Source organism: Methylobacter luteus IMV-B-3098, from assembly GCF_000427625.1.
Taxonomy (GTDB): Bacteria; Pseudomonadota; Gammaproteobacteria; order Methylococcales; family Methylomonadaceae; genus Methylobacter; species Methylobacter luteus.
The window spans coordinates 3,810,389-3,835,268 of sequence record NZ_KE386569.1 but is presented as its reverse complement, the minus strand read 5'-3'; the positions used below and the strand labels follow the sequence as shown (position 1 = coordinate 3,835,268).

Annotated in this window: 30 protein-coding genes and 3 pseudogenes; 12 read left to right on the top strand and 21 right to left on the bottom strand. The window is 54.6% G+C overall.

Translation table 11 applies throughout. From position 1 onward, the window contains the following. Positions 1–276: 276 nt before the first annotated feature. The 4 genes and pseudogenes from METLU_RS0120375 to METLU_RS28110 all read right to left on the bottom strand — a co-directional run. Positions 277–1,368 carry a CARDB domain-containing protein gene (locus METLU_RS0120375; protein WP_027159844.1) on the bottom strand — a complete coding sequence of 364 codons (1,092 nt, stop codon included), beginning with the start codon at positions 1,366–1,368 and terminating at the stop codon, positions 277–279. A gap of 34 nt (positions 1,369–1,402) precedes the next feature. Beyond that, complete coding sequence (locus METLU_RS0120370) at positions 1,403–2,143, bottom strand: hypothetical protein (protein ID WP_027159843.1); 741 nt, start codon at positions 2,141–2,143, stop codon at positions 1,403–1,405. Between the two features lie 19 nt (positions 2,144–2,162). Then, positions 2,163–2,396, bottom strand: coding sequence for a hypothetical protein (locus tag METLU_RS0120365; protein WP_027159842.1), 234 nt, complete (start codon positions 2,394–2,396; stop codon positions 2,163–2,165). A 218-nt stretch (positions 2,397–2,614) separates the two neighbouring features. Further along, positions 2,615–2,981, bottom strand: a pseudogene (locus METLU_RS28110) (hypothetical protein); the annotation flags it as partial. A 41-nt stretch (positions 2,982–3,022) separates the two neighbouring features. Between METLU_RS28110 and METLU_RS29230 the strand changes: the two are divergent. From METLU_RS29230 to METLU_RS25940, 3 genes and pseudogenes are all read left to right on the top strand, one after another. Further along, positions 3,023–3,371 (top strand): annotated as a pseudogene (locus METLU_RS29230) (recombinase family protein); the annotation flags it as partial. A 6-nt stretch (positions 3,372–3,377) separates the two neighbouring features. Then, the gene (locus METLU_RS28815; protein WP_231383712.1) at positions 3,378–3,578 is read left to right on the top strand and encodes a helix-turn-helix domain-containing protein; all 201 of its coding nucleotides are present in this window, start codon (positions 3,378–3,380) and stop codon (positions 3,576–3,578) included. A 112-nt stretch (positions 3,579–3,690) separates the two neighbouring features. Further along, positions 3,691–3,933, top strand: coding sequence for a DUF6794 domain-containing protein (locus METLU_RS25940; RefSeq protein WP_036243951.1), 243 nt, complete (start codon positions 3,691–3,693; stop codon positions 3,931–3,933). A 417-nt stretch (positions 3,934–4,350) separates the two neighbouring features. Here METLU_RS25940 and METLU_RS0120350 read toward each other — a convergent pair whose 3' ends face one another. From METLU_RS0120350 to METLU_RS0120335, 4 genes are all read right to left on the bottom strand, one after another. Next, positions 4,351–5,049 carry a M23 family metallopeptidase gene (locus METLU_RS0120350; protein ID WP_027159841.1) on the bottom strand — a complete coding sequence of 233 codons (699 nt, stop codon included), beginning with the start codon at positions 5,047–5,049 and terminating at the stop codon, positions 4,351–4,353. A 243-nt stretch (positions 5,050–5,292) separates the two neighbouring features. After that, positions 5,293–5,943: a haloacid dehalogenase type II gene (locus METLU_RS25935; protein ID WP_051300031.1), complete on the bottom strand. Its 651-nt coding sequence runs from the start codon at positions 5,941–5,943 to the stop codon at positions 5,293–5,295. A 56-nt stretch (positions 5,944–5,999) separates the two neighbouring features. After that, positions 6,000–6,605: a carboxymuconolactone decarboxylase family protein gene (locus METLU_RS0120340; RefSeq protein WP_036243334.1), complete on the bottom strand. Its 606-nt coding sequence runs from the start codon at positions 6,603–6,605 to the stop codon at positions 6,000–6,002. 64 nt (positions 6,606–6,669) lie between these two features. Next, positions 6,670–7,149, bottom strand: coding sequence for an SRPBCC family protein (locus tag METLU_RS0120335; protein WP_027159839.1), 480 nt, complete (start codon positions 7,147–7,149; stop codon positions 6,670–6,672). 205 nt (positions 7,150–7,354) lie between these two features. Here METLU_RS0120335 and METLU_RS0120330 point away from each other — a divergent pair, with 205 nt between their 5' ends. The 4 genes from METLU_RS0120330 to METLU_RS0120315 all read left to right on the top strand — a co-directional run bounded on the left by METLU_RS0120330 (position 7,355) and on the right by METLU_RS0120315 (position 9,551). Beyond that, entirely contained in the window at positions 7,355–8,254 is a 900-nt protein-coding gene (locus tag METLU_RS0120330) for an AraC family transcriptional regulator (protein WP_027159838.1), read from the top strand. Positions 8,255–8,504: 250 nt separating this feature from the next. Beyond that, positions 8,505–9,128 (top strand): sigma-70 family RNA polymerase sigma factor, encoded by a 624-nt coding sequence (locus tag METLU_RS0120325; RefSeq protein WP_027159837.1) that lies wholly within the window; start codon positions 8,505–8,507, stop codon positions 9,126–9,128. After that, complete coding sequence (locus METLU_RS0120320; protein WP_027159836.1) at positions 9,121–9,330, top strand: zf-HC2 domain-containing protein; 210 nt, start codon at positions 9,121–9,123, stop codon at positions 9,328–9,330. Before METLU_RS0120325 ends, METLU_RS0120320 begins: the two co-directional genes overlap by 8 nt. Next, positions 9,327–9,551: a GDCCVxC domain-containing (seleno)protein gene (locus METLU_RS0120315; protein ID WP_027159835.1), complete on the top strand. Its 225-nt coding sequence runs from the start codon at positions 9,327–9,329 to the stop codon at positions 9,549–9,551. Before METLU_RS0120320 ends, METLU_RS0120315 begins: the two co-directional genes overlap by 4 nt. Positions 9,552–9,564: 13 nt before the next feature. On the opposite strand, the gene METLU_RS0120310 is transcribed toward METLU_RS0120315, so the two are convergent. Then, positions 9,565–9,768: a hypothetical protein gene (locus METLU_RS0120310; protein ID WP_027159834.1), complete on the bottom strand. Its 204-nt coding sequence runs from the start codon at positions 9,766–9,768 to the stop codon at positions 9,565–9,567. A 62-nt stretch (positions 9,769–9,830) separates the two neighbouring features. Beyond that, positions 9,831–10,814: pseudogene (locus METLU_RS25930) on the bottom strand (Tn3 family transposase); the annotation flags it as partial. Between the two features lie 504 nt (positions 10,815–11,318). Here METLU_RS25930 and METLU_RS0120300 point away from each other — a divergent pair. Both METLU_RS0120300 and METLU_RS25920 read left to right on the top strand, forming a co-directional pair. Then, positions 11,319–11,717 carry a YybH family protein gene (locus METLU_RS0120300; RefSeq protein ID WP_027159833.1) on the top strand — a complete coding sequence of 133 codons (399 nt, stop codon included), beginning with the start codon at positions 11,319–11,321 and terminating at the stop codon, positions 11,715–11,717. 1 nt (position 11,718) lies between these two features. Beyond that, positions 11,719–12,234, top strand: coding sequence for an AAA family ATPase (locus tag METLU_RS25920; RefSeq protein WP_051300029.1), 516 nt, complete (start codon positions 11,719–11,721; stop codon positions 12,232–12,234). A 158-nt stretch (positions 12,235–12,392) separates the two neighbouring features. On the opposite strand, the gene METLU_RS0120290 is transcribed toward METLU_RS25920, so the two are convergent. The 11 genes from METLU_RS0120290 to METLU_RS25915 all read right to left on the bottom strand — a co-directional run bounded on the left by METLU_RS0120290 (position 12,393) and on the right by METLU_RS25915 (position 22,738). Beyond that, the gene (locus tag METLU_RS0120290; RefSeq protein WP_027159832.1) at positions 12,393–12,965 is read right to left on the bottom strand and encodes a recombinase family protein; all 573 of its coding nucleotides are present in this window, start codon (positions 12,963–12,965) and stop codon (positions 12,393–12,395) included. 98 nt (positions 12,966–13,063) lie between these two features. After that, positions 13,064–13,423, bottom strand: coding sequence for a TniQ family protein (locus tag METLU_RS0120285; protein WP_027159831.1), 360 nt, complete (start codon positions 13,421–13,423; stop codon positions 13,064–13,066). Positions 13,424–13,433: 10 nt separating this feature from the next. Then, positions 13,434–14,336: a TniB family NTP-binding protein gene (locus tag METLU_RS0120280; RefSeq protein WP_036243329.1), complete on the bottom strand. Its 903-nt coding sequence runs from the start codon at positions 14,334–14,336 to the stop codon at positions 13,434–13,436. Then, the gene (locus tag METLU_RS0120275; RefSeq protein ID WP_027159829.1) at positions 14,330–15,973 is read right to left on the bottom strand and encodes a Mu transposase C-terminal domain-containing protein; all 1,644 of its coding nucleotides are present in this window, start codon (positions 15,971–15,973) and stop codon (positions 14,330–14,332) included. Before METLU_RS0120275 ends, METLU_RS0120280 begins: the two co-directional genes overlap by 7 nt. Positions 15,974–16,163: 190 nt before the next feature. Next, complete coding sequence (locus METLU_RS0120270; protein ID WP_027159828.1) at positions 16,164–17,603, bottom strand: efflux transporter outer membrane subunit; 1,440 nt, start codon at positions 17,601–17,603, stop codon at positions 16,164–16,166. A 43-nt stretch (positions 17,604–17,646) separates the two neighbouring features. Next, positions 17,647–18,141: a cytochrome c gene (locus METLU_RS0120265; RefSeq protein WP_231383655.1), complete on the bottom strand. Its 495-nt coding sequence runs from the start codon at positions 18,139–18,141 to the stop codon at positions 17,647–17,649. Further along, complete coding sequence (locus tag METLU_RS0120260; RefSeq protein ID WP_027149509.1) at positions 18,134–18,844, bottom strand: ABC transporter ATP-binding protein; 711 nt, start codon at positions 18,842–18,844, stop codon at positions 18,134–18,136. Before METLU_RS0120260 ends, METLU_RS0120265 begins: the two co-directional genes overlap by 8 nt. Position 18,845: 1 nt before the next feature. Further along, positions 18,846–20,048 (bottom strand): ABC transporter permease, encoded by a 1,203-nt coding sequence (locus tag METLU_RS0120255; protein ID WP_027159826.1) that lies wholly within the window; start codon positions 20,046–20,048, stop codon positions 18,846–18,848. After that, complete coding sequence (locus tag METLU_RS0120250; protein WP_231383654.1) at positions 20,045–21,133, bottom strand: efflux RND transporter periplasmic adaptor subunit; 1,089 nt, start codon at positions 21,131–21,133, stop codon at positions 20,045–20,047. Before METLU_RS0120250 ends, METLU_RS0120255 begins: the two co-directional genes overlap by 4 nt. A gap of 59 nt (positions 21,134–21,192) precedes the next feature. After that, positions 21,193–21,801 (bottom strand): TetR/AcrR family transcriptional regulator, encoded by a 609-nt coding sequence (locus METLU_RS0120245; RefSeq protein ID WP_027159824.1) that lies wholly within the window; start codon positions 21,799–21,801, stop codon positions 21,193–21,195. 211 nt (positions 21,802–22,012) lie between these two features. Next, the gene (locus METLU_RS25915) at positions 22,013–22,738 is read right to left on the bottom strand and encodes an HD-GYP domain-containing protein (protein ID WP_231383653.1); all 726 of its coding nucleotides are present in this window, start codon (positions 22,736–22,738) and stop codon (positions 22,013–22,015) included. Between the two features lie 234 nt (positions 22,739–22,972). Here METLU_RS25915 and METLU_RS0120235 point away from each other — a divergent pair, with 234 nt between their 5' ends. The 3 genes from METLU_RS0120235 to METLU_RS25910 are packed head-to-tail and all read left to right on the top strand — an operon-like array spanning position 22,973 to position 24,736. Continuing rightward, positions 22,973–23,290: an HvfA family oxazolone/thioamide-modified RiPP metallophore gene (locus METLU_RS0120235; protein ID WP_027159823.1), complete on the top strand. Its 318-nt coding sequence runs from the start codon at positions 22,973–22,975 to the stop codon at positions 23,288–23,290. Positions 23,291–23,306: 16 nt separating this feature from the next. After that, positions 23,307–24,179: an HvfB family MNIO-type RiPP peptide maturase gene (locus METLU_RS0120230; protein ID WP_027159822.1), complete on the top strand. Its 873-nt coding sequence runs from the start codon at positions 23,307–23,309 to the stop codon at positions 24,177–24,179. Further along, complete coding sequence (locus METLU_RS25910; protein WP_231383652.1) at positions 24,176–24,736, top strand: HvfC family RiPP maturation protein; 561 nt, start codon at positions 24,176–24,178, stop codon at positions 24,734–24,736. The genes METLU_RS0120230 and METLU_RS25910 overlap by 4 nt, the downstream gene beginning before the upstream one ends. The last annotated feature ends 144 nt before the right edge of the window (positions 24,737–24,880 follow it).

Sequence of the window (24,880 nt, the reverse complement as noted above, 5' to 3'; positions counted from 1 at the left end):
GAGATGACAGGCATGAGAATGAGAAAGAAAGGATAAACTGCTGCGCTTTTCCATTTACGAAAGCATATTATATCGTTGATATAATTAAGACTTAGCCTCCATCTGTGCCACCGCTGAAACTCCCCTCTTCCCGTACATGACCCACTTCGCCTGACCAGTCCTGTAACTAATGAAATGTCCGGACAGCTAGAAATGATGAGCTTCAGCCAGATGTCGATTTATCCAGCAACGCCCCGGAACAGAACCCTCTGCTCCGGGGACGCTTTCAGGCACTGATTATTGGATTCGGATTGGAATATAGGCCTGGTTATTCGATTCATTCACTTCGCTAATCGCATTGTCTTCATCGATGATGATTCCAAGCCAATAATCCTTGCCGGCTGTCAAATCGCTCGGAATGAAGACCGGGATGGTGGTCGTGTGCACATCTTCCGGGCTCAAAGAGCCGAAGGTGCCGCCGGCGATGCGCCGATCACCCGTGCTGATGAAGTCGTTGCTCGAGACGTAGATGCCGAAGCCGATGTTGCTCTTGGTCGATTTGCCGTTGTTTTCGAGCGTAAATTCCGGTCTGACCAGGGTGCCGCGAGTGACGCGGAAACCGGGTTCGCCGTTGATCGTGATGCCGGTCAATGTCGCGGTATTCGCGTTGTTGCGGACACGTACCCGGCCATGGCTGGAATATTCGCCGTCCGCGCCGGTACGCCGCCAATGCGTGACCGATACGTCGTTGAAAGCGCTGTTTTGAGAGCCGTACAGAACGCGCGAACCATGGGAAGCATCTTCGCCGAAATAAATGTTCGCTTGCGTGCCGTTGGCATGGTGATGCCGCCAGGAATCGCCCATTACGTTGTATTCCCAGTTCACGTGCATCAGTCCCAGCAGGTGTCCCGCTTCATGGGTGATCACCGAGTCGATCGGGCGGGCGGAGCCCGTGTATGTGAAGTTGGCCGATTTGGCGGTGGAACTGGTCCAGGTGCGCTCGGAATCGAGCACGATGTCCACTTCGTCCAGGCCGTAATGCCAGCCGAAAAACCAGTAGCAATGATAATTCATCTGGGCCACGCCGGGCGGCGATATGTTCTTGGCATAGATTTCGTTCTGGCCGTTGCCGCGCGAGACGCCGCCGGTTTCTGTCGTGGCGTTGATCACAAACGGCGAGGGGTTCGCATTAGTGGCGCTCAAGCCGCGCTGCGCAGCGGTCAATGCGCTGCCGGAAAAACTGGTGGTATTGATGCGCGCGCTCGTCGAGTTTCCGCCCCAACGCATTTTCTTTCCGCTGTCGCCGTCGCATTCCAGCCAGGAGGCGCTGAATGCCGATTGCGCCGCCACCAACAGGAGCGACATCACAAAAAATCTGATCTGTTTCATGAGTTATATTCCTTTCGATTAGTTAACGGTGAGTTTATCGGAGCTGGACAGTGCTATCGGGCTCATCCCCCTGGGATAATCTGTCCAATCTCTCGCGTTCTCTGAGTTCTTCCTCGCTGGCCTTGGGCAGGACGGTTCTGGCCTCCTGCATCGGTTCGGCAACGGGCGGCTTGACGAAAAATGCCTGGCCGGGGTCCGCTTCGACGACTTTCAGATCGGGCGGACCCAGCTCGGCGTTGAAATGCTCCAGCAGGGTGAAAAATTCGGTGGTGCTGAGCGGATCGCGGTATTTGTCGATGACACCGGCTTCTTCCTCGCCGGAATCATCGTCTCTGTCGCTGATGCCTTCCGCCTGTAAATTGATGCGATAAAAAGCAGGCGCTTCCACCTCGTATTTTTTGCGTAGTTCGTCCAGCCGGCTTTCGTCGATCTGGTTCTCTTTCAGCCAGGCGATGGTTTCGGCCTGGGTGATGACTTTATCGAAATCGGGACGCGGCACCTCCATCGTATTCAGATCGAAATGAGGCTTGCCGCCGAAGCTTAGCGTTTTTTCGGCTTCGACCAAGGGCACGCCGTAGCCGTTGTAGATGTGGTCTTCGGAGACGCGAAAGCGCCCTCCGACACAATCGACCAATTGGCAATCGCCCGGCTCGCCGCCTTCGATAAAGAGCACATCGGTTTCGCCGCGCGCAAAGGTGGGCGCAGTCGTTTCGGTATACACGCCGCCTTTACCGTCGGCGCCGCCCGGAATGCGCAGGGTGAATTTTTCGGGCAAGGATCCACGGAACACAGTGTCAATGGCATAAGTAACGAAAGTATGCGGCACCCCATTGGGTTCTTCCCGAGTCCGGTTCGGAATTGCGGTATTGAATATCGACGACTTTGCCGAATGCGACCGCGGCGCTATGCCCCATCAAGTCGCGCAATCCGCCCGGCTGGGCCTCGGCAGCACTGTGTGCGAATGCGCCTTGACTGCTGAATAAAAGCGAAGAGACTGTGGCCAGCCCCAATAAAGTACGTTTTTTCATTTGATATCCCCATTTCAAGTGAACAGTTACAGATGCCGCGCAACACCTTCCCGATCGTTATCTGCTATGCGATCAATGCGTTGTTGCTGTACGGTCTACGAACGTTACGCTTGGCATCGGATAGAAACGGACCAGGCGGTTGACGCCGCAAAGTCTTTGTCAAGGCGCGCCAGAGTGTTCAGCGCCTTTGCACAACAGAATAAAACGTTGGAAAAAAATCACCTCAACAATAGTTCATATCGCCGCAGGTAATTTTTCATAGGCAGCCGGACTGGGATTGAGGTATCTACATTGTTTCGCTCCGGATTCAGAGTGACAGGGCCTACTGGCGTCCAGTTTCTTGTTGCCCCTGACCATCCGCTCTTTGGCCTGGACACAGACCTGAATACGCCGATTTAGAATCACCCGATCTTCGCCCCGATGGCGTTGTGCCGGCGTAACAAACCGGATCTGGCTGTGGCGGTGCGTTTCGTTGTACCAGTGCACGAAGCGGTTCATCCATTCGCGAGCGGCCAACAGGGAGGCAAAGCCTTGCGAGGGCCATTGTGGACAGTATTTTAAGGTCCGCAACAGCGCTTCTGAGTAAGTGGGACCGGTCGCGGTAGGGACACTCGTTACCGGGCGCCATGATTATCGGTTATGCCAGAACCTCGACTACTGAACAAATTGCAGAGCTTGAAGCACAGCTGAGAGAGCTCGAAGCGACTCAGTGTCAAAAAATCTTTCTGGAGCAGGTCTCCTCGGTCGCTGTTCGGGCTCAGCTGGAAGCTGCCTTGGATTTACCCGAGAAGGCGATGTCCTGGTAGCGACTAAGCTGGATCGGTTAGCCCGGTCCGTGGCGGACCTCATGACCCTTATTCAGACGCTGGAAAAAAGCAGGTAGGCTTGCGCATTCTTAACCTGGGCATGGATACGCAGACGTCCACCGGCAAGCTGATGCTCACCGCCCTGGGTGGTGTCGCTCAATTCGAACGGGAAATCATGTTGGAGCGGCAGCGGGAAGAGGTTGCCAAGGCGAAAGCCGCGGGCAAGTATAAAGGCCGAAAACTCTTGGCCACTGAACTGCGCCAGGAAGTCGTTGCCCTCGCGTCCAATGGCGTAGCAAAAGCTCAGATTGCCCGCCAGCTTAACATCGGAGAGGCCAGCGTCTACCTAATCCTGGCAGCCGATAAAAAGATCTAAAGATAATGGAAAATCCTTTTTGTGAAGGTTATCCACAGAAATTGTGGATAACCTTGTCATCAATTCGTCACATTGTGCGCTAACTTTTTGTAAATTATGGGGTTGAGTTAAATTGACTAAAAACTGGCCAGACCTCATTCAGCAAAATATCCAGCCTCCGGAAACCGTTGACGAAGCTATCGCTCGGCTAATGGTTGTCCTGGAGGACGACCACAAAACCGCCATTGCAAGCATGCAGGAAGATGACCTGATCGGTTTGCACTTCGGCCTTGGCTCGGCGATTCGCAATGCTTTCGGGCTGCATGAGCCTGACAGTAAATTGTTGGCGTCATGTGGCGTTGAACACCCGGACTAGACGGATTGATTTCCTTAAGGAAATTTCTCACAAACCATCCAATCCGCGCTGTGCAACACTCGTGTCTGCCCCGAAATTGGGTTGGCCTTTTCAAAGTTGGTTTTGGAACTCATCTGCGGGATTTCGTTCGGCTACAGTGAATTTATTACTGAGCGTCCCTTTAATTTAACTCTGTTTAGATATTTCGATATCGTTTGTCCAATATTTGGATTGGCAATCTGTTTATCTTTTTAAAAACAAATCTGATTGACTGTTTGAGGTCGATTTTAGCCTGTGGACTGACTGGCGAAATCCGGCCAATTTCTATCGGTCGTTGTGTATTTTCGGACGGCTGCTATTGGTCGCAAATTATTCGCTCAACACAGAGGTAATCGGCGCGGAGCCGCGTCGCGGCGGAGCGTCCGGTTCACCGATGTGTTATACGCCATATCTGATGAATTCCCTCTTGCCCGGAATCCCCTCTTTAACCTCCCTCCACACGCCATCGGTCAATGCCTGGTATTCTCGGAATCCACACGGCACACCTTGTGCTTCGAGGATGTTGGCCCTGTCCATGAGCTGGAAGTGAAGATGCGGTGCTGTGGAGTTGCCTGAATGACCAACATCCGCGAGATAGTGACCGCACCTCACGTGATCGCCTTCATGAACCCGCACAGAATCGAGCCGCGCATGGGCGAAGAAAGCGTAAACCTCTCTGTCCTTCATTTTGAGAGTTACGTGGTTGCCAAGAATCGACCTGAGATCACCAATCTTTTCTGGGTTGAAGAACAGTGCATTCTTGAGGACCATGGCCATGTCCCGCAGAAAATGCAATCGTTTCCTTTCGGGCCATCCGTCGTTGGCGGAGATGACCAAACCATCGAAAGGTGCATAGATCGGTTCGCCCCAACCATAACAATCCTTAAGCCTGACGCCGAACAGGGCATAGGCGATGACTGGGGGACGGAAGAACTTCCAGCCCTCCTCCTCTCTTTGGATTCGCACAAAGTCATATGCAAATCGTTGGCCGAGCTTATCGCTACCATGGCTCGGTATCTGCTCTGCCGGGGTATACGCAGCTACCCATTCCCCGCGCAGTGGGAAATCCACAATTACTGGTTCTGATTCTGCTCTCATGATGCATAACTCCGTGTTAAGGGGCGCTCAGCGGAGCGTCGCCTTGAGTGACATGTATACGCCCGGCATGGGCGTGAACTTATGGGGTGAAAGTCTCCTGTCGGAGAACCGATATTGATTAACATTTAACCTATGTTGACGATTATAACGACTAGCCGAAGGCAAGGGCAATATCGTGGGGTGTTGTCTGGAGGAAGCCTGCGTGCAAAGAATGGGACGTATGCGTCCAGTCCTCATCTAGCGCTATTTCTGCTTTAGCGCTTCAATGAAATCCGGCGCCAAAGGCAGCAGTTCGCTCGGCTTGGCGCCAAGGTGTGCGGCGGCGATCCGGTAGACCTGTAAATCAGGCTTGTAACGGCGTACGGAATCTACAGAGATAGATTCCTCGAAATAGTCGGCGAGGCCGGCGTTCTGCAGCTGTGCTTTGACAGCCATTGGACTCGAATTGGTCAGCGTAACCATCCGGAAGCCTGCAGTGCGCAAGCGCTTCAGGCTTTCCAGCATGTCCGGATGGGGTGGCAGGGAGAGTATGCCTTGCAGAATCCGGTTCTTGTCCTCGTCAGAGAGCCGAATGCCCTTGCTGTCGGCCAGCATTTCCAGAGTCGCTCTGCCGATGGTGCCAAAGTCGGAGTACGCATCGGTCAGGGTCACCACCATGGCGTATTGCAAAAGCAGCGAAAACCACTCATCCAGTGCGGCGCCGCTGCCGAACAGCCGCTCGAATTGCGGCCTAAGCGCATTCAGATCCAGCATGGTCTCATTAACGTCGAAGACCAGGATGCGAGGCTTCAACGCTTCGCCCAATGGCTCTTGCACTGGCTTGTCCTGCGGACGCAGGACTGCTGAGCCTTCGCCACCTGCCTGGGCGAATACATTCAGCGGGTTAGCCATCATGAGCGATCCAAGCGATGACACCGCCAGTATGAACTTCCTCCTGGTAAAGGACCACTTCATTTCACTATCCCGTTTTGACAAGCCGTACCGCGAGGGCCCTTCCAGGTCCGCGCAGCAAATGCTGCATCTACCGGCGTATGGAATAGGTGGTTGGTATAATTGCTCAAGGTTTTGACGGCAATGGCCAGGATGATCTCCAGAATCTGCCGTTCAGTATACCCCACGGCAAGAAAGGCTCCGACATCACGGGTTTTCGGTAAACCGCGCTGCTCGACCATCACCCGGGTAAACTTGGCCAAGGCAGCCAGTTTCTCATCAGGAATTTCTGTATCGTTGCGGATGGCGTCAGTCACCACCCCCGGTACATTCGACAGCGTGTCGGCAACGAAACTGTGTGCAGCCATGCAATATTCGCAGCCGTTCAGCCGACTGATCGTCAGGAATACGACCTCCTGTTCGGCCGGCGTAAAGCCGGACTCCGCCCGGAAGGCTGCGTAGCCTTGCTGGTAAGCCTCAAACAGCCCTGGTGAGTTGGCCATCCTTAAATACATGTTCGGGATGAAGCCTAATTTCTCCTGCGCCTGCTGAAGCCCTGCCTTGGCTTTCGGCGCTGCGTCTTCAATCGTTTTTGCGGTCAACTTCAATTGATAGTCTGCCGGCATGATTTTCTCCACAATGTGCTTTAATAAAATTCTCTTGTTCTTCCACTGTAAGAAGGAAGGAGCGTCATCCGTGGACGCCAAGAGATTCTTGTTGCGAACTGCTCAGATATTCATCCAGCTTTCTGAACATCCGTTTCATCATCATGGTCATCATGGGATTCATGAACAGCGCGTCCATGATCTTCCCGAAGAGCCCCCATGTGGTCGTGTATTCGATATCGATATAGACTTCCGACGTTTCCGCCCCGATAGCGCGCACCCCAAAGGTTGCTAATGAACGCTGCATCATCGGCATGGTCGTTTCATAGATGTCCACGGTATAGAATTGATTTTCCTGCCAGTCCAGCACCCGCTCTTTGAGCTGAAAACCGCCCATGTTCATTTCGCAGACGCGTATCGCCCCAACGCCGCAGCTCTGTTCGCCCTCAATATAAGAGTGACCGATCATCGGATGGATGCGGTGGATGTTGCCGTAATCCTTGAGCCACTTCCATACCTGGTCCGCAGGGTGGTTGAAAGTTCGCTTAAGATGAATCTGTCCCATGATTTTTCTCCTTATCTGAATTTAGAACGTGCCTGGATTTACTACGCTGGAAAGTCCTATTGCCGGGAATTTTTCTGAGCAATTCGGCTCGCCAACGTTGGATTGCGCTATAGTGAGCGGTTGATGGTTTAAGATTAATGAATTCCGGACCATTGGCCCATGCCCAGGATTCCGGAATTGATGTGCGTTCGTACGGGAGAAGGATTTGGATGCGTTGACTTTACTGATCGATGGCTTGAATTTGCGAGCCAAGCTCGCTTATTCAGGCGGTTTTTGTGGCCGTTGGCTGATCGATCACAACTCTGAGCACTCGATCTGGTTTCATCTGGTCAGCAAGGGTAAGAGCTGGGTGCATTCGCTCAGTTGGCAAGCCCCGCTTGCGCTGGAAGACGGCGATTTAGCCTTGTTCCTGCCCCATGCGGCCAAGCATTATCTTTCCTATAGCAGTGATCATCTGCCGGCTGACTCGTCAGACACCCTAGCCACCACCTGGGAGGCGGGAGACACCGGGTTTGTCTGCGGGGAAATTGAGCTGGGCATGCCGAAATCGGTGTTATGGCAAGCGTTGCCCGCTGAAATTGTCATCAGAAAAGCTCAGGCCGGCGAGATACTGGGGAAGTTGATCGAGCTGATTGTCAGTGAATCCGCCGGCAACCGCTTTGGCAGCGGTTCCGTTGTTGAGCGCCTCTGCGACAGCCTTTTTGTCTTGGTCGTGCGCCATTGCCTGGAAGAAGGCCTGGTACATCAGGGTGTGTTTGCGGCCATGCAGGACAGCCGGCTGGAAACCGTGCTCAGGCTGATGCATCAGGAACCCTGGCAACCCTGGACGCTGGCTGAACTCTGCTCGCGGGCAGGCATCTCCAAAACGGTACTTTCTGAAAAATTCGCCGAGCTGGTTGGGGCTTCGCCTATCGAATACCTGATTTCATGGCGCATGCAGATCGCTGCGCGCTGGTTGAAAGAGCCTGGCATGACTATAGAGCGGGTCGCGGAGCGCTGCGGTTATGATTCAGTGCCAGCGTTCAGCAAGGCCTTCAAGCGGTCTTTCGGCGTATCCCCTGGCGTATACCGGCATGGACGGCAGGACACAAACCCTCAGGTGTAGCCGCTCGCGGTTGAAAATGGTCCGCGTAGCAGCTAACCCAAGTTATTTTTGTAAGGTTTCGTGATTGTCCTGCGACTGAAGGTATATCGTCGTATGACTCAAGGAGAGATCCCATGTGCACAAGCTTCTTATTCACCCGCGTTTACGCTCTGGCTTATGCAGGCTGCGCCAGCGCTAATGGCACAGGTTCCACGAGTTTGTTCGATGGCATATCAGGACTCCATGCCAGTACTGCCAGGGCGGCCGGCTCATGTTGTTGAAAGCCGGGACTAAAGCCACCAGGCAGTTGACCGAAGCCCTGTTGGCCGAGCATCGGCCGGTGCTGTTCCGCTATGCCTTGCTGCAACTGCGCGATGACGAACTGGCCGACGATGCCGTGCAAGAAGCCTTATTGGCCGCCTGGCAATCAGCCTCGGCATTTGAGGGCAAAGCCGGCTTACGGACCTGGCTGATCGGCATCCTGAAACACAAGATCGCTGATCACTGGCGGCGTAGCGGCCGGGAAATAGTCGTCTCGGACATCGGCTTTAGCGATGCCGACGAGAGCGATACTGACGAAGCCGATTTTTTCATGAGCGACGGCCAATGGAACGGCGGCTCGAGTGCCTGGAATGATCCGGAAGCGGCCCTCAAGCAACAGGAATTCTGGCGCATCTACGAAACGTGTCAGAACAACCTGCCGCCGAAAATGGCCCAAGTCTTCATGCTGCGGGAACTGGTCGGCCTGGAAGCCGACGAGGTCTGCCGCGAAACCGGCCTCAGCGAGGCCAATTACTGGGTCATCATGCATCGCGCCCGGCTGCGGCTGCGCGAATGTCTGGAAATCCGCTGGTTCAATCAATCGAAACGAAAGAAGGAGAAGCGTCATGCGTAGTTGCCGCGAAATTACTGCTCTGATGTCTCAGGGCTTGGACAGAAAACTCAGCTTAGAGGAGCGCCTAGCGATCACTTTGCACATCATGATGTGTTCACCCTGCCGAAACTTCCAGAGTCAAACCCAGTTGATCCGCAAGGTCGCCCGGCGCTATCCCGAACACTTGCAAAGCCGCTCGGGCAAAAAACCTTTAAGCAAATGACAAAGCAGATCATATGGCAGTCCACGCTAACCTGTCCGGTATGCGGTTATCGCAAAACCGAGACGATGCCCCGCGATGCCTGCCAGTGGTTTTATGAATGCCAGGGCTGCCATGCCTTGCTGAAACCGAAGCCAGGCGATTGCTGCGTATTCTGCTCCTATGGCAGCGTTGCCTGTCCGCCGGTTCAACTGAGTGACGGACAGGACGGCTGCTGCAAATAATGCCGTACCCGATTCAGAGCCAGTCTCTTAAACGCTGCAGCCAGCTCTTGCCGCTACCTTCGCCGACCGGCAGATACGGCAGCGATTCTTCCAGCAAGCGGGCCAGCAAATCATGATCGATCAGGGCTTGCAAATCCTGCGCCGTGCCTCGTTTCCCGATGGGTTTCAGGGCCAGTTTGCCCTGTTGTTTTTCCAGGGTATAGCCATTGCCGCACACCCGGCAAAATACCCTGTCTCCCGCTTTATGGGGCAGCCGCAGAATTCGGAAAAAATAGTACGCTAAGACTTTTCAGTGGTTCGCAACGGTCTGAATTGCCCTTCTTCAATCTTCCGGTTCTGGCGCCAAATGTAATCGCCCGTCAGATTGATGTGCTCCCAACCTAACGGCGACAAGTATTGCAGTAGCGCATCGTCAACAGGCTTGTCCAATTCCCGTAGTTTTTCGACGGCCCTTTCCAGATAGACGGTGTTCCATAACACGATGGCGGCCGTCACTAAATTGAGGCCGCTGGCACGATAGCGCTGTTGCTCGAAGCTGCGGTCGCGGATTTCGCCCAAGCGATTAAAAAACACCGCTCTGGCCAAAGCGTTGCGGGCCTCGCCCTTATTCAGCCCCGCGTGGACACGACGACGCAGTTCTACGTTTTGCAACCAATCCAGAATGAACAAGGTGCGTTCGATGCGGCCCAGTTCGCGCAAGGCCACAGCCAGGCCGTTCTGCCGTGGGTAACTGCCGAGTTTCCGCAGCATCAGCGATGCGGTAACGGTGCCTTGTTTGATCGACGCCGCAAGCCGTAATATCTCGTCCCAATGCGTTTGGATGCTTTTGATATTCAAGTTACCTCCGATCATGCTCTGTAATGCCGAGTAGTCTTGGCCGTTTTTAGGCGCATATAGCTTGGTATCCTTCAAATCGCGAATGCGGGGCGCAAAGCGAAATCCCAGCAAATGCATCAGTGCGAAGACATGGTCGGTAAAGCCGGCTGTATCGGTGTAATGCTCTTCGATACGCAAATCCGATTCGTGATACAGCAAACCATCGAGCACATAGGTCGAATCGCGCACGCCTACGTTCACGACCTTGGTGTGAAAGGGGGCGTACTGGTCGGAAATGTGGGTATAGAACAATCGGCCCGGTTCGCTGCCATACTTCGGATTGACATGACCCGAGCTCTCGGCCTTGCCGCCCGCCCGAAAACGCTGGCCGTCGGAAGACGAGGTCGAGCCGTCGCCCCAGTTTTCGGCAAACGCATGATTGAACTGGTGTCATTTTTCAAAGTCGATGTCAGCGGATTGTCAAAGTCGATGTCAGCAGAGAGTCAAGAGCGTGGAATAGGCCGCCCAACCATTGGGTAATTAGTTATCATGGATAAAAGCGCTGCCAACTAGTTTCCTGAAAGCGGACGACTCCAATTAGGAAAACGCTGAATAAATAGACACTTGCATTACGCGGCATGTGTAAGGCTTTGATTTCGCCGGACGCGCAACCGCCAGTTTCGAATAAATCAGCGGTTCCTTAGGGATGGCGAACGGCTACAGCCTCGATACGATAGCCTGTCACTCGTCCGTGCCGAGCCGCAGAATTGACCGGTATCTAGGCATTTGGTAAATTGAATGTATGAAAGCCGCCGCCCAATCCAATTTGACCATTATTTCCACCATTTTAAAAATGGTGGGTTAGCGCGCTTTTGATTATTCACTGCAACCCGCCAAGAGGCGGGTTTTTTATGTCCGTCTCCAGGCACTTACTCAACCAAGGAGATTGACATGGAATACCAACAGATAATAAAGGCAATCAAGGCTGCTGACGAAGCGATTACCAGCGAGGACTTCGACGCCTTGATGGAGTTCTACGCGGACGACGCAGCACTTGTCATCAAGCCTGGCTTAATCGCGAAAGGCAAGGAAAATATCCGCAAGGCATTTGTCGCCATTGCCGACTATTTCGGTCACAATCTTGTTGTCAAGCAAGGCGAAATTCAGGTCATTCAGGGTGCTAATACGGCGCTGGTCATCATGGAGACCATCTTGGAGACGGTTGACTCAAAGGGTGTTCAGGCGAGAACGACTCGTCGCGCTACCTACGTATTCCGCGAAGAGTTGGACGGTAAATGGCTTTGCGTTGTCGACAATTCTTATGGAACGGACCTGTTAGGAGTGGCGTGACATGCAAAAGACACTAACTACGCTACACCTGCTATGCGGAAAAATAGCCTCTGGAAAATCAACACTTGCCAAAGAGATCGCCGCCCAGCCAAACACAGTGATCATTGGCGAAGATGATTGGCTCGCACACCTTTTTCCAGGTGAAATAAATACGATAGAGGACTATGTTCGTTGCGCCGCCAATTTGCGAAATGTGATTGGCCCACATGTGACCGCGTTGCTTCGGGCGGGAGTGTCAGTTGTCCTGGATATCCCTGCCAACACGGTCGCAACCCGAAAATGGATGAAAAGTCTTCTTGATGGTGTTCCGTCCGAACATTTGTTGCATCTTCTGGAGACCACTGACGCCGATTGTATGACTCGCTTACGTACACGAAATGCCGCCGGCACTCATGCGTTTTCCGTCTGCGATAAAGATTTTGAAATCATCACAGGTCATTTTGTGGCGCCTCGCCAAGAAGAGGGATTCGACATTAGGGAGCCATTCACAACCAACGTCTGCTTTCCGCGTGACTAATGGCAGATTAGGCTCGGTCTTTGTCGGTCAAGTTGCTACCGACAAAGACTTCGATAAATGACAAGTCCAGAATATGTCCGTTTTCTGGAATCCATTAACCATTCTCTTTCTGACTGTCGCTTTTTAAAGCCGATGTCAGTTAGGAGTTGGAGCGGTGATCAATCTCCGTCGGAGGGTGGCACGAATCTACCGATTGCGCGGTATAAAGTCGCGTGATGACAATTCAGGATGCGGGCGGCATCGCGCACGGACGTACCTTCGGTACACAATCGATGCCCGAGCGCAATCTGCTCGGTGCTAAGTTTCGGTGGACGGCCGAAGCGTATGCCTTTTTTCTGGGCAGCAAGACGGCCGGCGTGGGTTCGCTCAGCAATCAGAGAGCGTTCAAACTCGGCGATGCCCGCAAAAACAGTCAGCACCATCTTGCCAGACGGCGAGGTCGTGTCTGCCCACGGTTCACCCAGGGATCGCAAGCCAGCGCCCGCCCGGTTGAGAAGCTCCGCCAGCTCCAGCAGGTCCTTTGTGGCACGGGCCAGTCGGTCCAGACGCGTCACCACCAGCACATCGCCTTTACGCAAGTGATCGAGTAGCCGTATCAATTCCGGGCGTTCACGCTTAGCCCCGGAAATTTTTTCTTCATAGAGGCGCTGGCAACCGGCGGCCTGTAGGGCAGTGCGCTGGTTGTCAAGATGTTGGTCGTCGGTCGAGACGCGGGCATAACCTATCAGCATAGTCAGAGCTCAAAAATACTGTTGCAAAAGTGTCTCGTAATTATAGACTTTTGCACCCTACTTTTGCGACACATGAAGCCCTGATTCTATCAGAGCCATCAGGTTGTCGCAGAATTTAGGAATTTTGCGACACGCTGTGTCAAAGCATCCAGCTCGGCCTGGCCTTCTGGCGTTGCGGCATACTGATTCATTTCCTCCATGATCCGCCGCCAAACGAGCGGCCGCGTCATCTGCTCAAGCTGCTCAACGGGAATGCCGGTGCCATTAGACAGCCGCTGTAATAACTCCGGTGCAGGCTGCTCAAATTGCCTTGCCAGACTATCGCCGGTAGGAATGCCCAGAGCACGTAGGCAGAAATATTCGTAACGCACACCATAACATTCAGCGAGCCGGCGCACATAGCATTCCAATATCTCGTAGCGATAGGGTTTCGGATGCAGCGGCCAGCGCTTCTGCATGCTGCGCCAGTCAACGCAATTCCTGCTCAACCATGCGCCGGCGCACACTAGGCGGTTGATAATCGGCACGTTCAATGACGGCGCAGGTAATACGCTCTTCACCTTGCAGTAAGGCGGCTGTGGTGGCGCTGATCAGGAGTGCCGCGATTTCGCCAATCGTACCTTCAGATCGGCGCCAGATCAGCTCGTATAACGGCGCACTGGACAGATGAGAAGGTTCGCGCAGCGGCAGCACGGTCTCGAAACTGGCCAGCAGACGCGCGAATTCCTCGCCCGATTCCCAGAGCGGCAGCAGCAGGGGATGAAACCGATTCTCTAGCTGGTCATCGCTGCGAATCGCCAGATAAGCATCACGGATGCCCAGGCAAACGACGGGGATACGCAGCTCATTGCCCATAAAACGCAGCAGGTTTAACAGTTCTCGTTGCCGTCTGGCCGTTGCGCCCAATAAATTGTGTACCTCATCAATGATCAGCATGCGCACGCCGACCGTGCGCATTAGCCGCAACGTCGACACTTCGCGTAGGTCATGACGCCCGTAAAAGCCGACCGGGGTTCCAAGTGCAACCTGCAGTGCGGTAAAGAATCGGTTAACCGTTGCCTCGGCGGGCATTTGTACCGTAAGTACTGGAATGACCTCGTGTTCACCATTCTCGGAAATCCGCTGCGGATGCGTGCGGCGGAACTTTTCGGCAATCATCGTTTTGCCGTTGTTGCTGGGGCCTACAATCAGAAGATTTCGCGGGCGCAGCTTGCCAGGCTCACTGGCAAGCAACGCTTCGAGCTGTGCCAACACTTGATGGGCTCGGGTATAGCCGATCCAGCGCTCCATTCTCAGATGAGCAAGACGCTCTACGCTAGGTAGCTTGGCGAGCTCGTTCGCTTCCGGCCCCAAATGCTTGAACGTTACCATAGCTCGATGTCATCAAACGGGCGTACAGGGCCGACATCAACTGTCGAAGTTGATCTTTCAGCTGGCGTTGCCGCGCTCTCGGGCTTTAAAGCAATTTGGCGCCGTGTCCGATTGCGGCGTGCCGTACGCGTTAATGCTTTGGCTTTACGTTCAATGTCGCGCATTTCATCAATCGCGGCGAACAGACTCGCTTCGTCGGCCGCAGTGCGTCGTTGCTCGCGCAGGCGTTTACGCGCTAGCTTGTGCTCCCAGAGCGTGATCGCCGGACGCGACAAGGTCCGATACGGTACTTCCAGGTAGCCATTATGCTCTGCATCCAGCACGAAGATGCGGGACAAATCTCGCGGATCGCGGCGGATCATAAAGGGCGTGGGTTGATTGCGCAGCTTTATCCACGGGCGCAGTGCATTGCTGTAGTAAGTGATGTGGTCAATCGTAATACCGTCCCGTTGCAAAGAGCGGCGCACCACAGGCAAAAAGTCGATCAGGAAAGTGCGGGGATCACGCGGCAGCGGTAGGGTTTTGTTAGCGGCAGTGAGCGCCTGGAGGCCCTGCTCGTAGCGGCGCAAGGGGATCTCTCCCTCCAGCCCTTCATGCGGTCGGAGGTGGTAATACTTGGTAATCGCGACGGCCAGCCAACGCTCCAGTTCCTCCAGCGTCAGACACGCGCGCTTGTCGCTGTCGTAGTCGCCGCGTTCGCTCGGATTGGAAAAGGTTGTGCCGGGTAACGCGTGCACAAGTTGCATCAACGTGCCGATGATGCGCTCTATGATGCCGCCGAAATGCGGCTGTCCTGGTGGTCGCCATTCTATGGCGATACCATGCTGGGCGCAGCCTCGTTCAAAAGCGGCCGAATGAAATTCCGAGGCGTTATCAACGCCGATGCGGCAGGGCTTACCCACTATCGGCCAGTGTGCCTCGATGCCGCGCTGCTGCAGCCATGACACTTTATCGCTGGCGACTAGGGTCAGGCAAAGCCCCACGCTGGTCGCCGATGGCGCCTCAAGCGACAGATGAAAGCCGGCAATGCAGCGGCTGAAGACATCAATCGCCACCGTTATCCACGGGCGACCTATCGGTGAGCGATCGATCGGATCAACGATGATCAGGTCCACTGGCGTATGGTCCATTTGCAGCCAATCAAGAGGCGTGTCTGCGATAGGCGTACTCCCGTAAACCGGCTTGGTTTCAGGATGCAGTTCTCCCCGCTGGCGGTGCTCGGCCAGAGATAGATTTCTCAGGCGCCGGCGGATCGTGCTCTCTGACGGAGGGTCTAAGCCAGCTTTCAAGCACTGGCTACGGACTGCAAACACGAGCTCAGCGGCTGACCGTTTCTGCCGCGTCACAAAAATTTCGGCTATCAGGCGACGAAGCAAATGCTCGCGGGATTCGGCCAACCGTTGTTTCCCCCGTCCGCCGTTGGAGCCGCCCGGCAACAAAGCGGTGAGCTCACCACCGGATTCGCGTAGCCGCTGGATCAGGCGGTATATCTGCCGCTCGGATAACCCCAGCTCAGCGGCCGCTTCACGTGCTTTCAGGCGAGAACAGCACTTGCTTTCCACCAAGGGACGCACGATTTCAGCACGACGTTGCGCTTCATGCCATTCCGGTTCTGCGATCTGTGAAAGGTCAGTCATAGTCCCCCCTTATTGCAACGTGCTGACGTCGACTTTGACAATTTGCGACGTGCTGACATCGGGTTTGAACGTTGCTGACATCGACTATGACATTTTAATTTGCGTTTATCAAGAGATTACGCGGGTTCAGGTTGATGGCCGCTGACATCGACTTTGAAAAATGACACTGACATCAGGTTAGGGTATAGCCTTAACTGGCACCGCCGCCCATAGCTTGGTACAGAACCGCACTATCGACGAGGCGCTGTGCCTGAGCCGCGATCAAGTTAATTCTGGTCTGTTGCGCCGCTTGTTGTGCGATCAGCTGCTGAACGTAGCTGACCGTACCCAGTGCATATTGCCTCTGCACGGATTGCAAAGAGCCTTGCGCCGCAGCATCTGCGGCAGTCAGAGCCGCCAATGCCTCAGCATCGTTCTCCAAAGCGCGCAGAACATCGGCTACATTGCGCAGGGATTCGAGCACGACGCTTTGGTAATTGGCGGCCGCGGCATCGAACGCGGCCAATGCCGCGCGCTTTTCGGCGGGCAGTGCGGGATTAAAGAGCGGCTGGGTAAGTTGTCCAAGGACGTTCCATATTGCTGAACCGGGGCCGAACAATGCGCCTGCAACCAAGGTCTGCGTAGCGAGATCGGCGCTAAGATTAAGTTGCGGATACAGCTTGGCGATTGCGCTGCCGTATTCCGCGTTGGCAGCGTGTAACAACGCTTCCGCGCCGAGGATGTCGGGGCGGCGGCGCACCAATTCGGAAGGTACGATTAAGGGTAAATCGGACGGTAGGGTGAATTCTTCCAGCATGAAAGTGGGCAATTGCCCATCTTCCGGGGCACGGCCGGTGAGTGCGGCCAACAGATGTTCATTCTGCTGACTCTGTTTACGCAACACGGGAAGACCGGCGCGAGTATCTTCCACTTGGGTTTGCAGCGCCAACACTTCATCCGGTGCGCCCTGGCCAAGACGCACGCGTTCTTGGGTAAGGTGCAATTGTTCATCTTGAGCGCTTAGAATAGCCTCCGTAGATTGTATTTGTGCCGCAAGCCTGGCTTGGGTAATCGCGGCGGTAACGATATTGCCCGCCAAGGTTAGCTGCGCACCTTCCAATTCGTGACGGCGATACTCGGTTTGAGCGGCTAAGGCCTCTAAGGCGCGGCGGTTACCACCGGCAAGATCGAGTTGGTAATTGACGTTAACACCGGCGTTAAACAAACTGAATTCCCGCGCGTTGTCATCTTGTCCCAATACGATGGGATTAAAGCGTTGTCGTTGCGCGCTGAAACCGGCATCGACTTGAGGATACATCATCGCCCCCTCCTGCGCCGCATGGATTTCCTGCGCCTGACGTAACGTGGCTCGTGCGGAAGCCAGCGTTGGACTGGCCTGAAAAGCCTGCTCTATCAGCGCGTCGAGTTTGGAAGATCCCAGATCACGCCACCACTGTGCGTTCACGTTGGCGCCGATCCTAAAGTGTTGCGCATCTCCCAAAGCCGTGGCCGCGGATGCCGTTTGAGTCGACAAAGGGGTTGCGGTGTAGGCTGGAGTATCGGGGGCGGCCGGTGCTTTGAAATCGGGCCCTACGGTACAACTAGACAGCAAGCCGGCAAAAATGATGACTGTATAGGTCCGAACCGTCATGTGATCGGTCTTCGAGCGATCAGTACCGTGACGGCGTATTCCTTCAACGTTGCCCATAAAAATGTTCCACGAACGATTGACGGAAACTCTGATGGCAAGCCAGACAACTGCTTTGCAGATTCGCAAAGGCTGTGATCACGCCTTGTCCATCGTTCCGGGCGGCAACTTGTTCCAGTGCCCGCGCAGCTTGATGCGTTATTTCATCATGACTTTCGAACGTCCCCATATCGGCGCCAATGAACGTCAGGATACGCATCTTCTCGATAACAGGCGGCTCCGGATGCTCGGCGATCTGTGGTGCAACTTTGGCGACCGAAGCCCAATCTTCACGAGAAATGGCGTCAGTGATGGTCTGCATATTCCTACCGAGTTCTTGCATGATTCGGCGCAGTTCTAACGGCTTAGCTTCGGTATCCCCATCAGCCCAAGCATGCGAGTAGATGCCGGCTATAAATACGCTGGCTGCAATGGCAGTAAAAAGATTTTTAGGGCAGTTTTGGTATGTCATCAGGCACCTTGAATTTAATTGTTTACTCAAATCCTCGTCCTTCGCCGACTTCCTCATGGGCCACGCCGTCGCGGATATGGTAGATGCGTTTGAAGGTGGGAATAATTTTTTCATCGTGGGTGACAACGATGATGGCGGTCTCGAACTGGCGTGCCATGTCGTTGAGGATACGGATAACGGCCATGGCCCGTTCACTGTCGAGCGGTGCGGTTGGCTCGTCGGCAAGAATCACAGGCGGGCGATTGACCAGCCCGCGGGCGATGGCAACGCGCTGCTGTTCGCCGCCGGAAAGCTGCGACGGCATGGCACGGGCGCGGTGTTGTACATCCAGCGCGGTGAGAAGCTCCAGTGCTTTCGCACGCGCTTTACTATTGGGTATACCTGCCAACATCGGCAGCAGTGCAACGTTGTCGGTCACATCGAGAAAAGGAATCAGGTAGGGCGCCTGGAATACGAAGCCGATCTTGTCACGCCGCAAGGCTCGCAGGTCACGTACTTTCCAATCGTTGTCAAAGATCACCTCATCACCCAGAACCATGCGACCGGCAGTCGGATCAATCACCGCCCCCAGACACTTGAGCAGAGTGCTCTTACCGGAACCGGACGGCCCGATAAGCCCTACCACCTCACCCGGGGCAACCTGCATGTCCACGCCCCTCAAGGCATGGACAGCGGTATCGCCCTCGCCGTAGCGTTTCTTTAAGCCTTCAATGTGAATACCTTTGCCGCTCACCTTAGCCTCCTATGGCTTCGGCCGGATCGACCTTGAGCGCCATACGAATAGCGACGACGCTGGACAATGCGCAGATTGCCAGCACAGCGAAAAAACCTGCGACGGAGTCTAGCGGCATTAATAATACGTACTTAGGAAAGATCGGCACCCAGAAGGTAGCGGTGATTTTCCCCACCACAAAACCGATAACGCCAAGCGCTAGAGACTGCTGCATGATCATGCCGGCGATGGTGCGGTTCCTGGTGCCGATCAGTTTAAGCACTGCAATTTCCCGAATTTTTCCCAAGGTCAAGGTATAGATGATGAAAGCAACAATGGCCGCGCTGACGATGCTCAGAATCACCAGAAATAAAGCGATCTGTCTGGCCGATTTAGCAATTACCTTGTCTACCAGAATCGATTCCATCTGGATACGGGTATAAACCTGCAGGCGCGTCCAGCGGCGAATCGTTTCGGCTGCATCCTCAGGGAGTGTGCCGGGTTTGAGCTTAACAAGTACCGCATTAACATAGGTGTTGGTGCTTTGCGATGCGTTCACCACAGCGAGTAGATCGGGAATGCCTGGACGATTGAAGTCCGGGTTCTCGGCATTGCGGCGGCGCTGCTGAACCAGAGCATCGTTGTCTTTCAGAAATTGCGCTTCTTGTGCGTCTTTGAGTGGAATGAAGACCATCGGGTCACCGTTATAAGATACCGTGCGTTTAGACAATCCGACGACCGTGTAAAAATTGCGGCGGATTCGGATACGCTCACCGAGCTGAAATCCGCTGGAAATATCGGCAATGGCTTCATAGTGACTACGGGTGATATGTCGCCCAGCGACGAGATACCGGGGCTGTCCTGGCGTACCCGGCTTGCCGGCCGTGACGCCAACTACCATGGCGCTAACATCCTGCTCGCCGTGGCCTACCTGCATAATCAGATAGGTGACATTGGCCGCGTATTCCACGCCCGGCATATTCAGCAGACTGCGATACAGATCGTCGTACAGACTGGACGATTCGGCATAAGGCCCCTGAGTGTCCTGCTGCACTACCCACAGATCCGCGCCTGTGTTGTCCAGCATCACCTGTGCATCGTCGACCATGCCCCGATAGATGCCGGCCATACTCAGCGTCACGCCGATCAACAATCCCAGACCGACGCCGGTGAACACGAACTTACCCCAAGAATGGAGAATATCGCGGCCCGCCAAACTGATCATCGCGCTGCGCCGGGAATGTGTTCAACTACATGAATTCGGCTGCGTGTGGTCAGCGCCTTTTCGCTGTAAACCACTACCCGGTCGCCGTCCTTGAGTCCATCGCGAATTTGCACTTGGCCATCAAGATCAGCAGCGCCTAGTTTAACGGGAGTAAAGTGCAGGTCGCCGTCCATAGCTTGCCAGACTCCCACTTGCCCATTCTCACGATGGATGGCGGCATTGGGAATCACCGGGGCGGCTGGTAGCGCCGGTAAGTCGACCGTGACTTCGGCCAGCTCACCCAGCGGCGGCAATGGATCGGGGGGCAGATCGAAACTCACCTTGGCAAGCATTTCTTCGGTCACGGCGTCAGCCTTGGGTTCCACCCGCAGTAAGCGGCCGGCCAGCACATGGCCATTGCGCGAACGCAACACAATGCGGGCCGGCAGTCCAGCGGCAAGCCCTGCTGCACTGATCTGGTCGAAGCGTACGTTCAGCCATAAACTTTCGGAATCGATCACTTCCACCACAACTTGTCCAGCAACGACAGTTGTGCCGGGATCGACATCGCGGGAACTGACCAAGCCGTCAGCCGGCGCGATCAAACGCAGGTTATCCCCCTGCGTAACCAACGCCTCCCGGTCAGACCGGGCACGAGCGACATCTTCACGGGCAACCGTAAGTACAGCATCCGCAATCTGCAATTCCTGTCGCTTGGTGGCGACTATTTCTTCGCTAGTCGAGCGTACCGCAAACAATTGTTCATATCGATGCAATTGGGCCTTCGCATACGCTTGCCGTGCCTCCGCTTCGCGCAATGCCGCTTCGGCACGCTTGAATGCCGATTCCTGTGAGCGGACGCGATCATCGAGATCGACCGGATCCATCTCGCCTAACACTTGACAGCCCTTCACTCGATCGCCCACATGCACCTCCAGACGTTGCACGCGACCGGCAACCGTGGGACCAATTTTGTAGGTATAGCGCGCCTCCACCGTGCCGATACCGAATAGCGCTGGGGCAATTGACTTTGACTTTACCTCCGCGACCGTCACGGTTACCGGTGCCAGCGGACCGGACCGTAAGGCGACGTAGACGAAAAGCACAAGCAACGGCACAATAACTGCCAGAAGCGCCAAGGTTCGTTTTTGTAGAGGCATGCGATTCATTGCGCACTCCGAATGCCACGCTGATAAATTGCAAAGACGCGTGGCGCATCGTGGCGGATACGCTCCACATTGCCGGCCAGCAGCGATTGCATGACCAAGCCTTGGATCGTGCCGATGAACAGGGTGGCCGCAGCTTCGGTATCGAGTGCGGCGGACAGCTCGCCGCAAGCCTTACCCGCCTCGATCAGTCGGTGCAGGCGTTCTCCATAACGCAGAATCAGGGTTTGCACTATGCGCTTGGGCGCGGTCTGCTCGGCACGTTGCAATTCTCCAAACATCATCCGGGGAACCCCTGGGTGCTCGGCCACGAACTCGACGTGGCTCATGAATATCGCCTGCATCGCGGCTAGAGGCGATTCAACACCTTGCGCGGCACAATCAATCCGAGCCAGGAGGCGTTCCGCCACCCACTCCATGACTGCCTGCCAAATAGCATCCTTAGTCGGAAAATGACGAAACAACGCGCCCTGGGTCAAGTTCATATGTTTAGCGATAGCCGCAGTTGTGATTTCGCTGGGGTTGTGCGAACCCGCCAATTCAACCACCGCCTCGACTGTTACGGCCCGTCGTTCATCGGCAGGAAGGTGTTTTACAGGAGTAGTCACGGTTGCTCTCATAAAAGATAGTAATTAATTACTATCTTATCGTGATAATCAAATTAGGCAAGCGGAAAATTATCCGTGGTAAGTTACGATGGCCTAATTAATTATTGATCTATCGTACACATTCCGCAGCAATGGGTCTTAGACTAGGCGCTAAGATACGATCTTATTTGCCTCATGAACTGATTGTCACTACAGCTCTCAAATGCTTACCCTAAAGGCTTAGCGTACTATTTTTTCTGAATTCTGCGGCTGCCCCTTTATGCTTTCTTTGCACGACGACAACCGGGCCGCATATCGGGCATTCGTGGAGCGGAATACCGATATCACTGTGGCCAATGATGCCATCCAGTTCACCGGACCTGGCTAATTCGATGAAGCAGTGGCCGAAGTTGAGATCGAATTGCGCATCCAGATTGACGGTAATCTGTTCAATTGCCACCGCCACGGGCATGCCCTTACGGTATGGCCGAGTGCTGGTCATGGCGTCGAAGGCATCGGCGATACCGACGATGCGTGCGGTTTCGGCGATTTTGCCGCCTGTTAAACCGGCTGGATAACCCCGGCCATCAATGCGTTCATGGTGACCTAATACCGCGTCCATCGCTAACGGCGCCAGAGGATGGCCTTGTAACACCTGGGCGCCCAGGGCTGGATGGGTTTTCATCACTGCATATTCCGCGTCGCTGAGCTTGCCGGTGTTGTTAAGAATGCTGTCCGGCACACCGACCTTGCCCAAGTCATGCAAAAATCCACCTAACCCGGCGATCACGGCTTGCCGTTTGGACAATCCACAAGCCAGAGCCAGTCGCGTGGAAAATTGCGAAACCCGCCATAAATGGCCGCCGGTATAAGGATCGCGGACTTCGACCAGAAACGCCATGCTGTAGAGGGTGTGCAGTAACTCCTGAGTATGGACTTTGTCATGGGCTGGTTTCATAGGCTGTTCTCCTTCGATTGGGTCACTTTCGATTCAGCGGCTGATAGGGTTATTTGTACTGGGTCGTGAACCGGCGAAGCTTCCTTACAACACCATCGGTAAATTTTTTCTGAGACAAAGGATATCGGCAGACCGAAAAAAATTTGTAAGGAATTAAAAAATCGCTCCGACTGATGGGGCAGGAAGGCACTGTTGCTTGTCCTGATCACTTATCAAACACTCGGAGAATCCACTATGAACAAAAAAACCTTATCCCTAACTTTGAGCAGCGCCCTCGCTTCGACTTTGCTGAGCACAGCGCCCGCTATTCAAGCCGGCGAAAATCCGTTTGCGATGTCCAGCATTAATCCTGCTCAACAATTGGCGGCCGCCGATGATAAATCCGCTGAAGCTGGCTGCAGCGGTAAAGTAGCCGAAGGCAAGTGCGGCGAAGGAAAATGCGGCGCCAGCAAGACGAAGGGTGCAGAAGGCGGTTGCAGCGGCAAAATACCGGAAGCCGGCTGCAGCAGTAAGATGACCGAAAGCAGCTGCGGCGCCAAAACCAAGCAATAAGCCGGAGTAACCGCCGATGATCACCGTCAATCCTTTTGGTCTGGCCGGCTCCGGTCTGGGACTGCGCCGTGCGCTGTTGCCGGCGTTGCAAGCCGATGTGCCGGACAACATCGATTTTTTCGAAGTCTCGCCGGAAAACTGGGTGGGCGTCGGCGGTCAGTTGGGCAAGCAGTTTCGCCGCCTGACCGAGCACCACCGTTTCGTGGCGCACGGTCTGGCATTGTCACTGGGCGGGCCGGCACCGCTGGATACCGCCTTTTTACGCGAGCTGAAGCAGTTTCTCGATCAGCACGATTTTGTCCTGTACACCGAGCACCTGAGTTTTTGCAGCGACGAGGGGCATTTGTATGACTTATACCCGATTCCCTTTACCGACCAGGCGGTCAAGCATGTCGCAGAGCGCATCCGCCAGACTCAGGATCTGCTTGAGCGGCGCATCGCGCTGGAAAATGCCTCGTACTACCTTCAGCCCCCACAGGCGGAGATGGACGAGCTGACCTTCATCAATGCCGTGTTGAGCGAGGCTGATTGCCATCTGCATCTGGATGTCAACAACATTTATGTCAACAGCGTCAATCACGGCTACGATCCGGTAGCGTTTTTACACGGCTTGCCGGGCAAGCGCATCGTCTACGGGCATGTTGCCGGTCATGATAGGGAACCCTCCGGGCTGATCATCGACACGCACGGTCAGAACACGATCGAGCCAGTATGGAACTTGTTGGCTGAAGCCTATCGTTGCTTTGGCGTGTTTCCGACTTTGGTTGAGCGCGATAGCAACATGCCGCCGCTGGCCGAATTGCTGACGGAAGTTGAGCGCATACGTGCCTTGCAAAAGCACTATGTATATTGCCGTAGCGCGGATGGCATGAAGGAGGCGGCCGCATGAACCAGAATCTACCATTTCAACAACAGCAACGGCAATTTCTACATTATCTGCGTCAGCCGCGTGTAGCCCAGCTTCCTGCTGGATTTGCGCCAGAACGCTTGTCGGTATATGCCGATCTGCTCTACAACAAATTCGACGAGAGCTTGGCGGCTTGCTTTCCGGTCATTCATCGCATCCTGTCGCCCACTGATTGGCGGATCTTGCTGCTGGATTTCATCGCCGACCATCGCTGCCTGACCCCGTATTACCGGCAGATTCCTGATGAATTCGTGCAGTATCTGCAGCAGGAACGCGATCGTACCAATGATTTACCGTTTCTGGCAGAGCTGGCGCACTTCGAGTGGATTGAACTGCAGTTATCGATCGCCGAGAGCGAATCGATCACTAGCAAGCCGCTGACCCGCGAGCAATTACTATCCGGTGTGCCCGTATTTGCATCAGTCATGCAGTTGCTGCACTACCAGTGGCCGGTTCAGGACATTGGGCCTCACGCTCTGCCTGCTGAACCGCCCGCTACGACCGGTAATTGTCAAAATAACTGTCGCCTCAACAGTTAAATCAGGCCGCTTTTTTCAGCGCCTGTCGAATTATATTTTTGTCCTTCTGGTCAGGGTTCAAATAGACCTCAAGTACAGGCTCCCAATTTCGTGTTTTGCTCCGCCAGCGTTCCGGACGGCGCTTTTTGGCGGCTTGATAGGCCG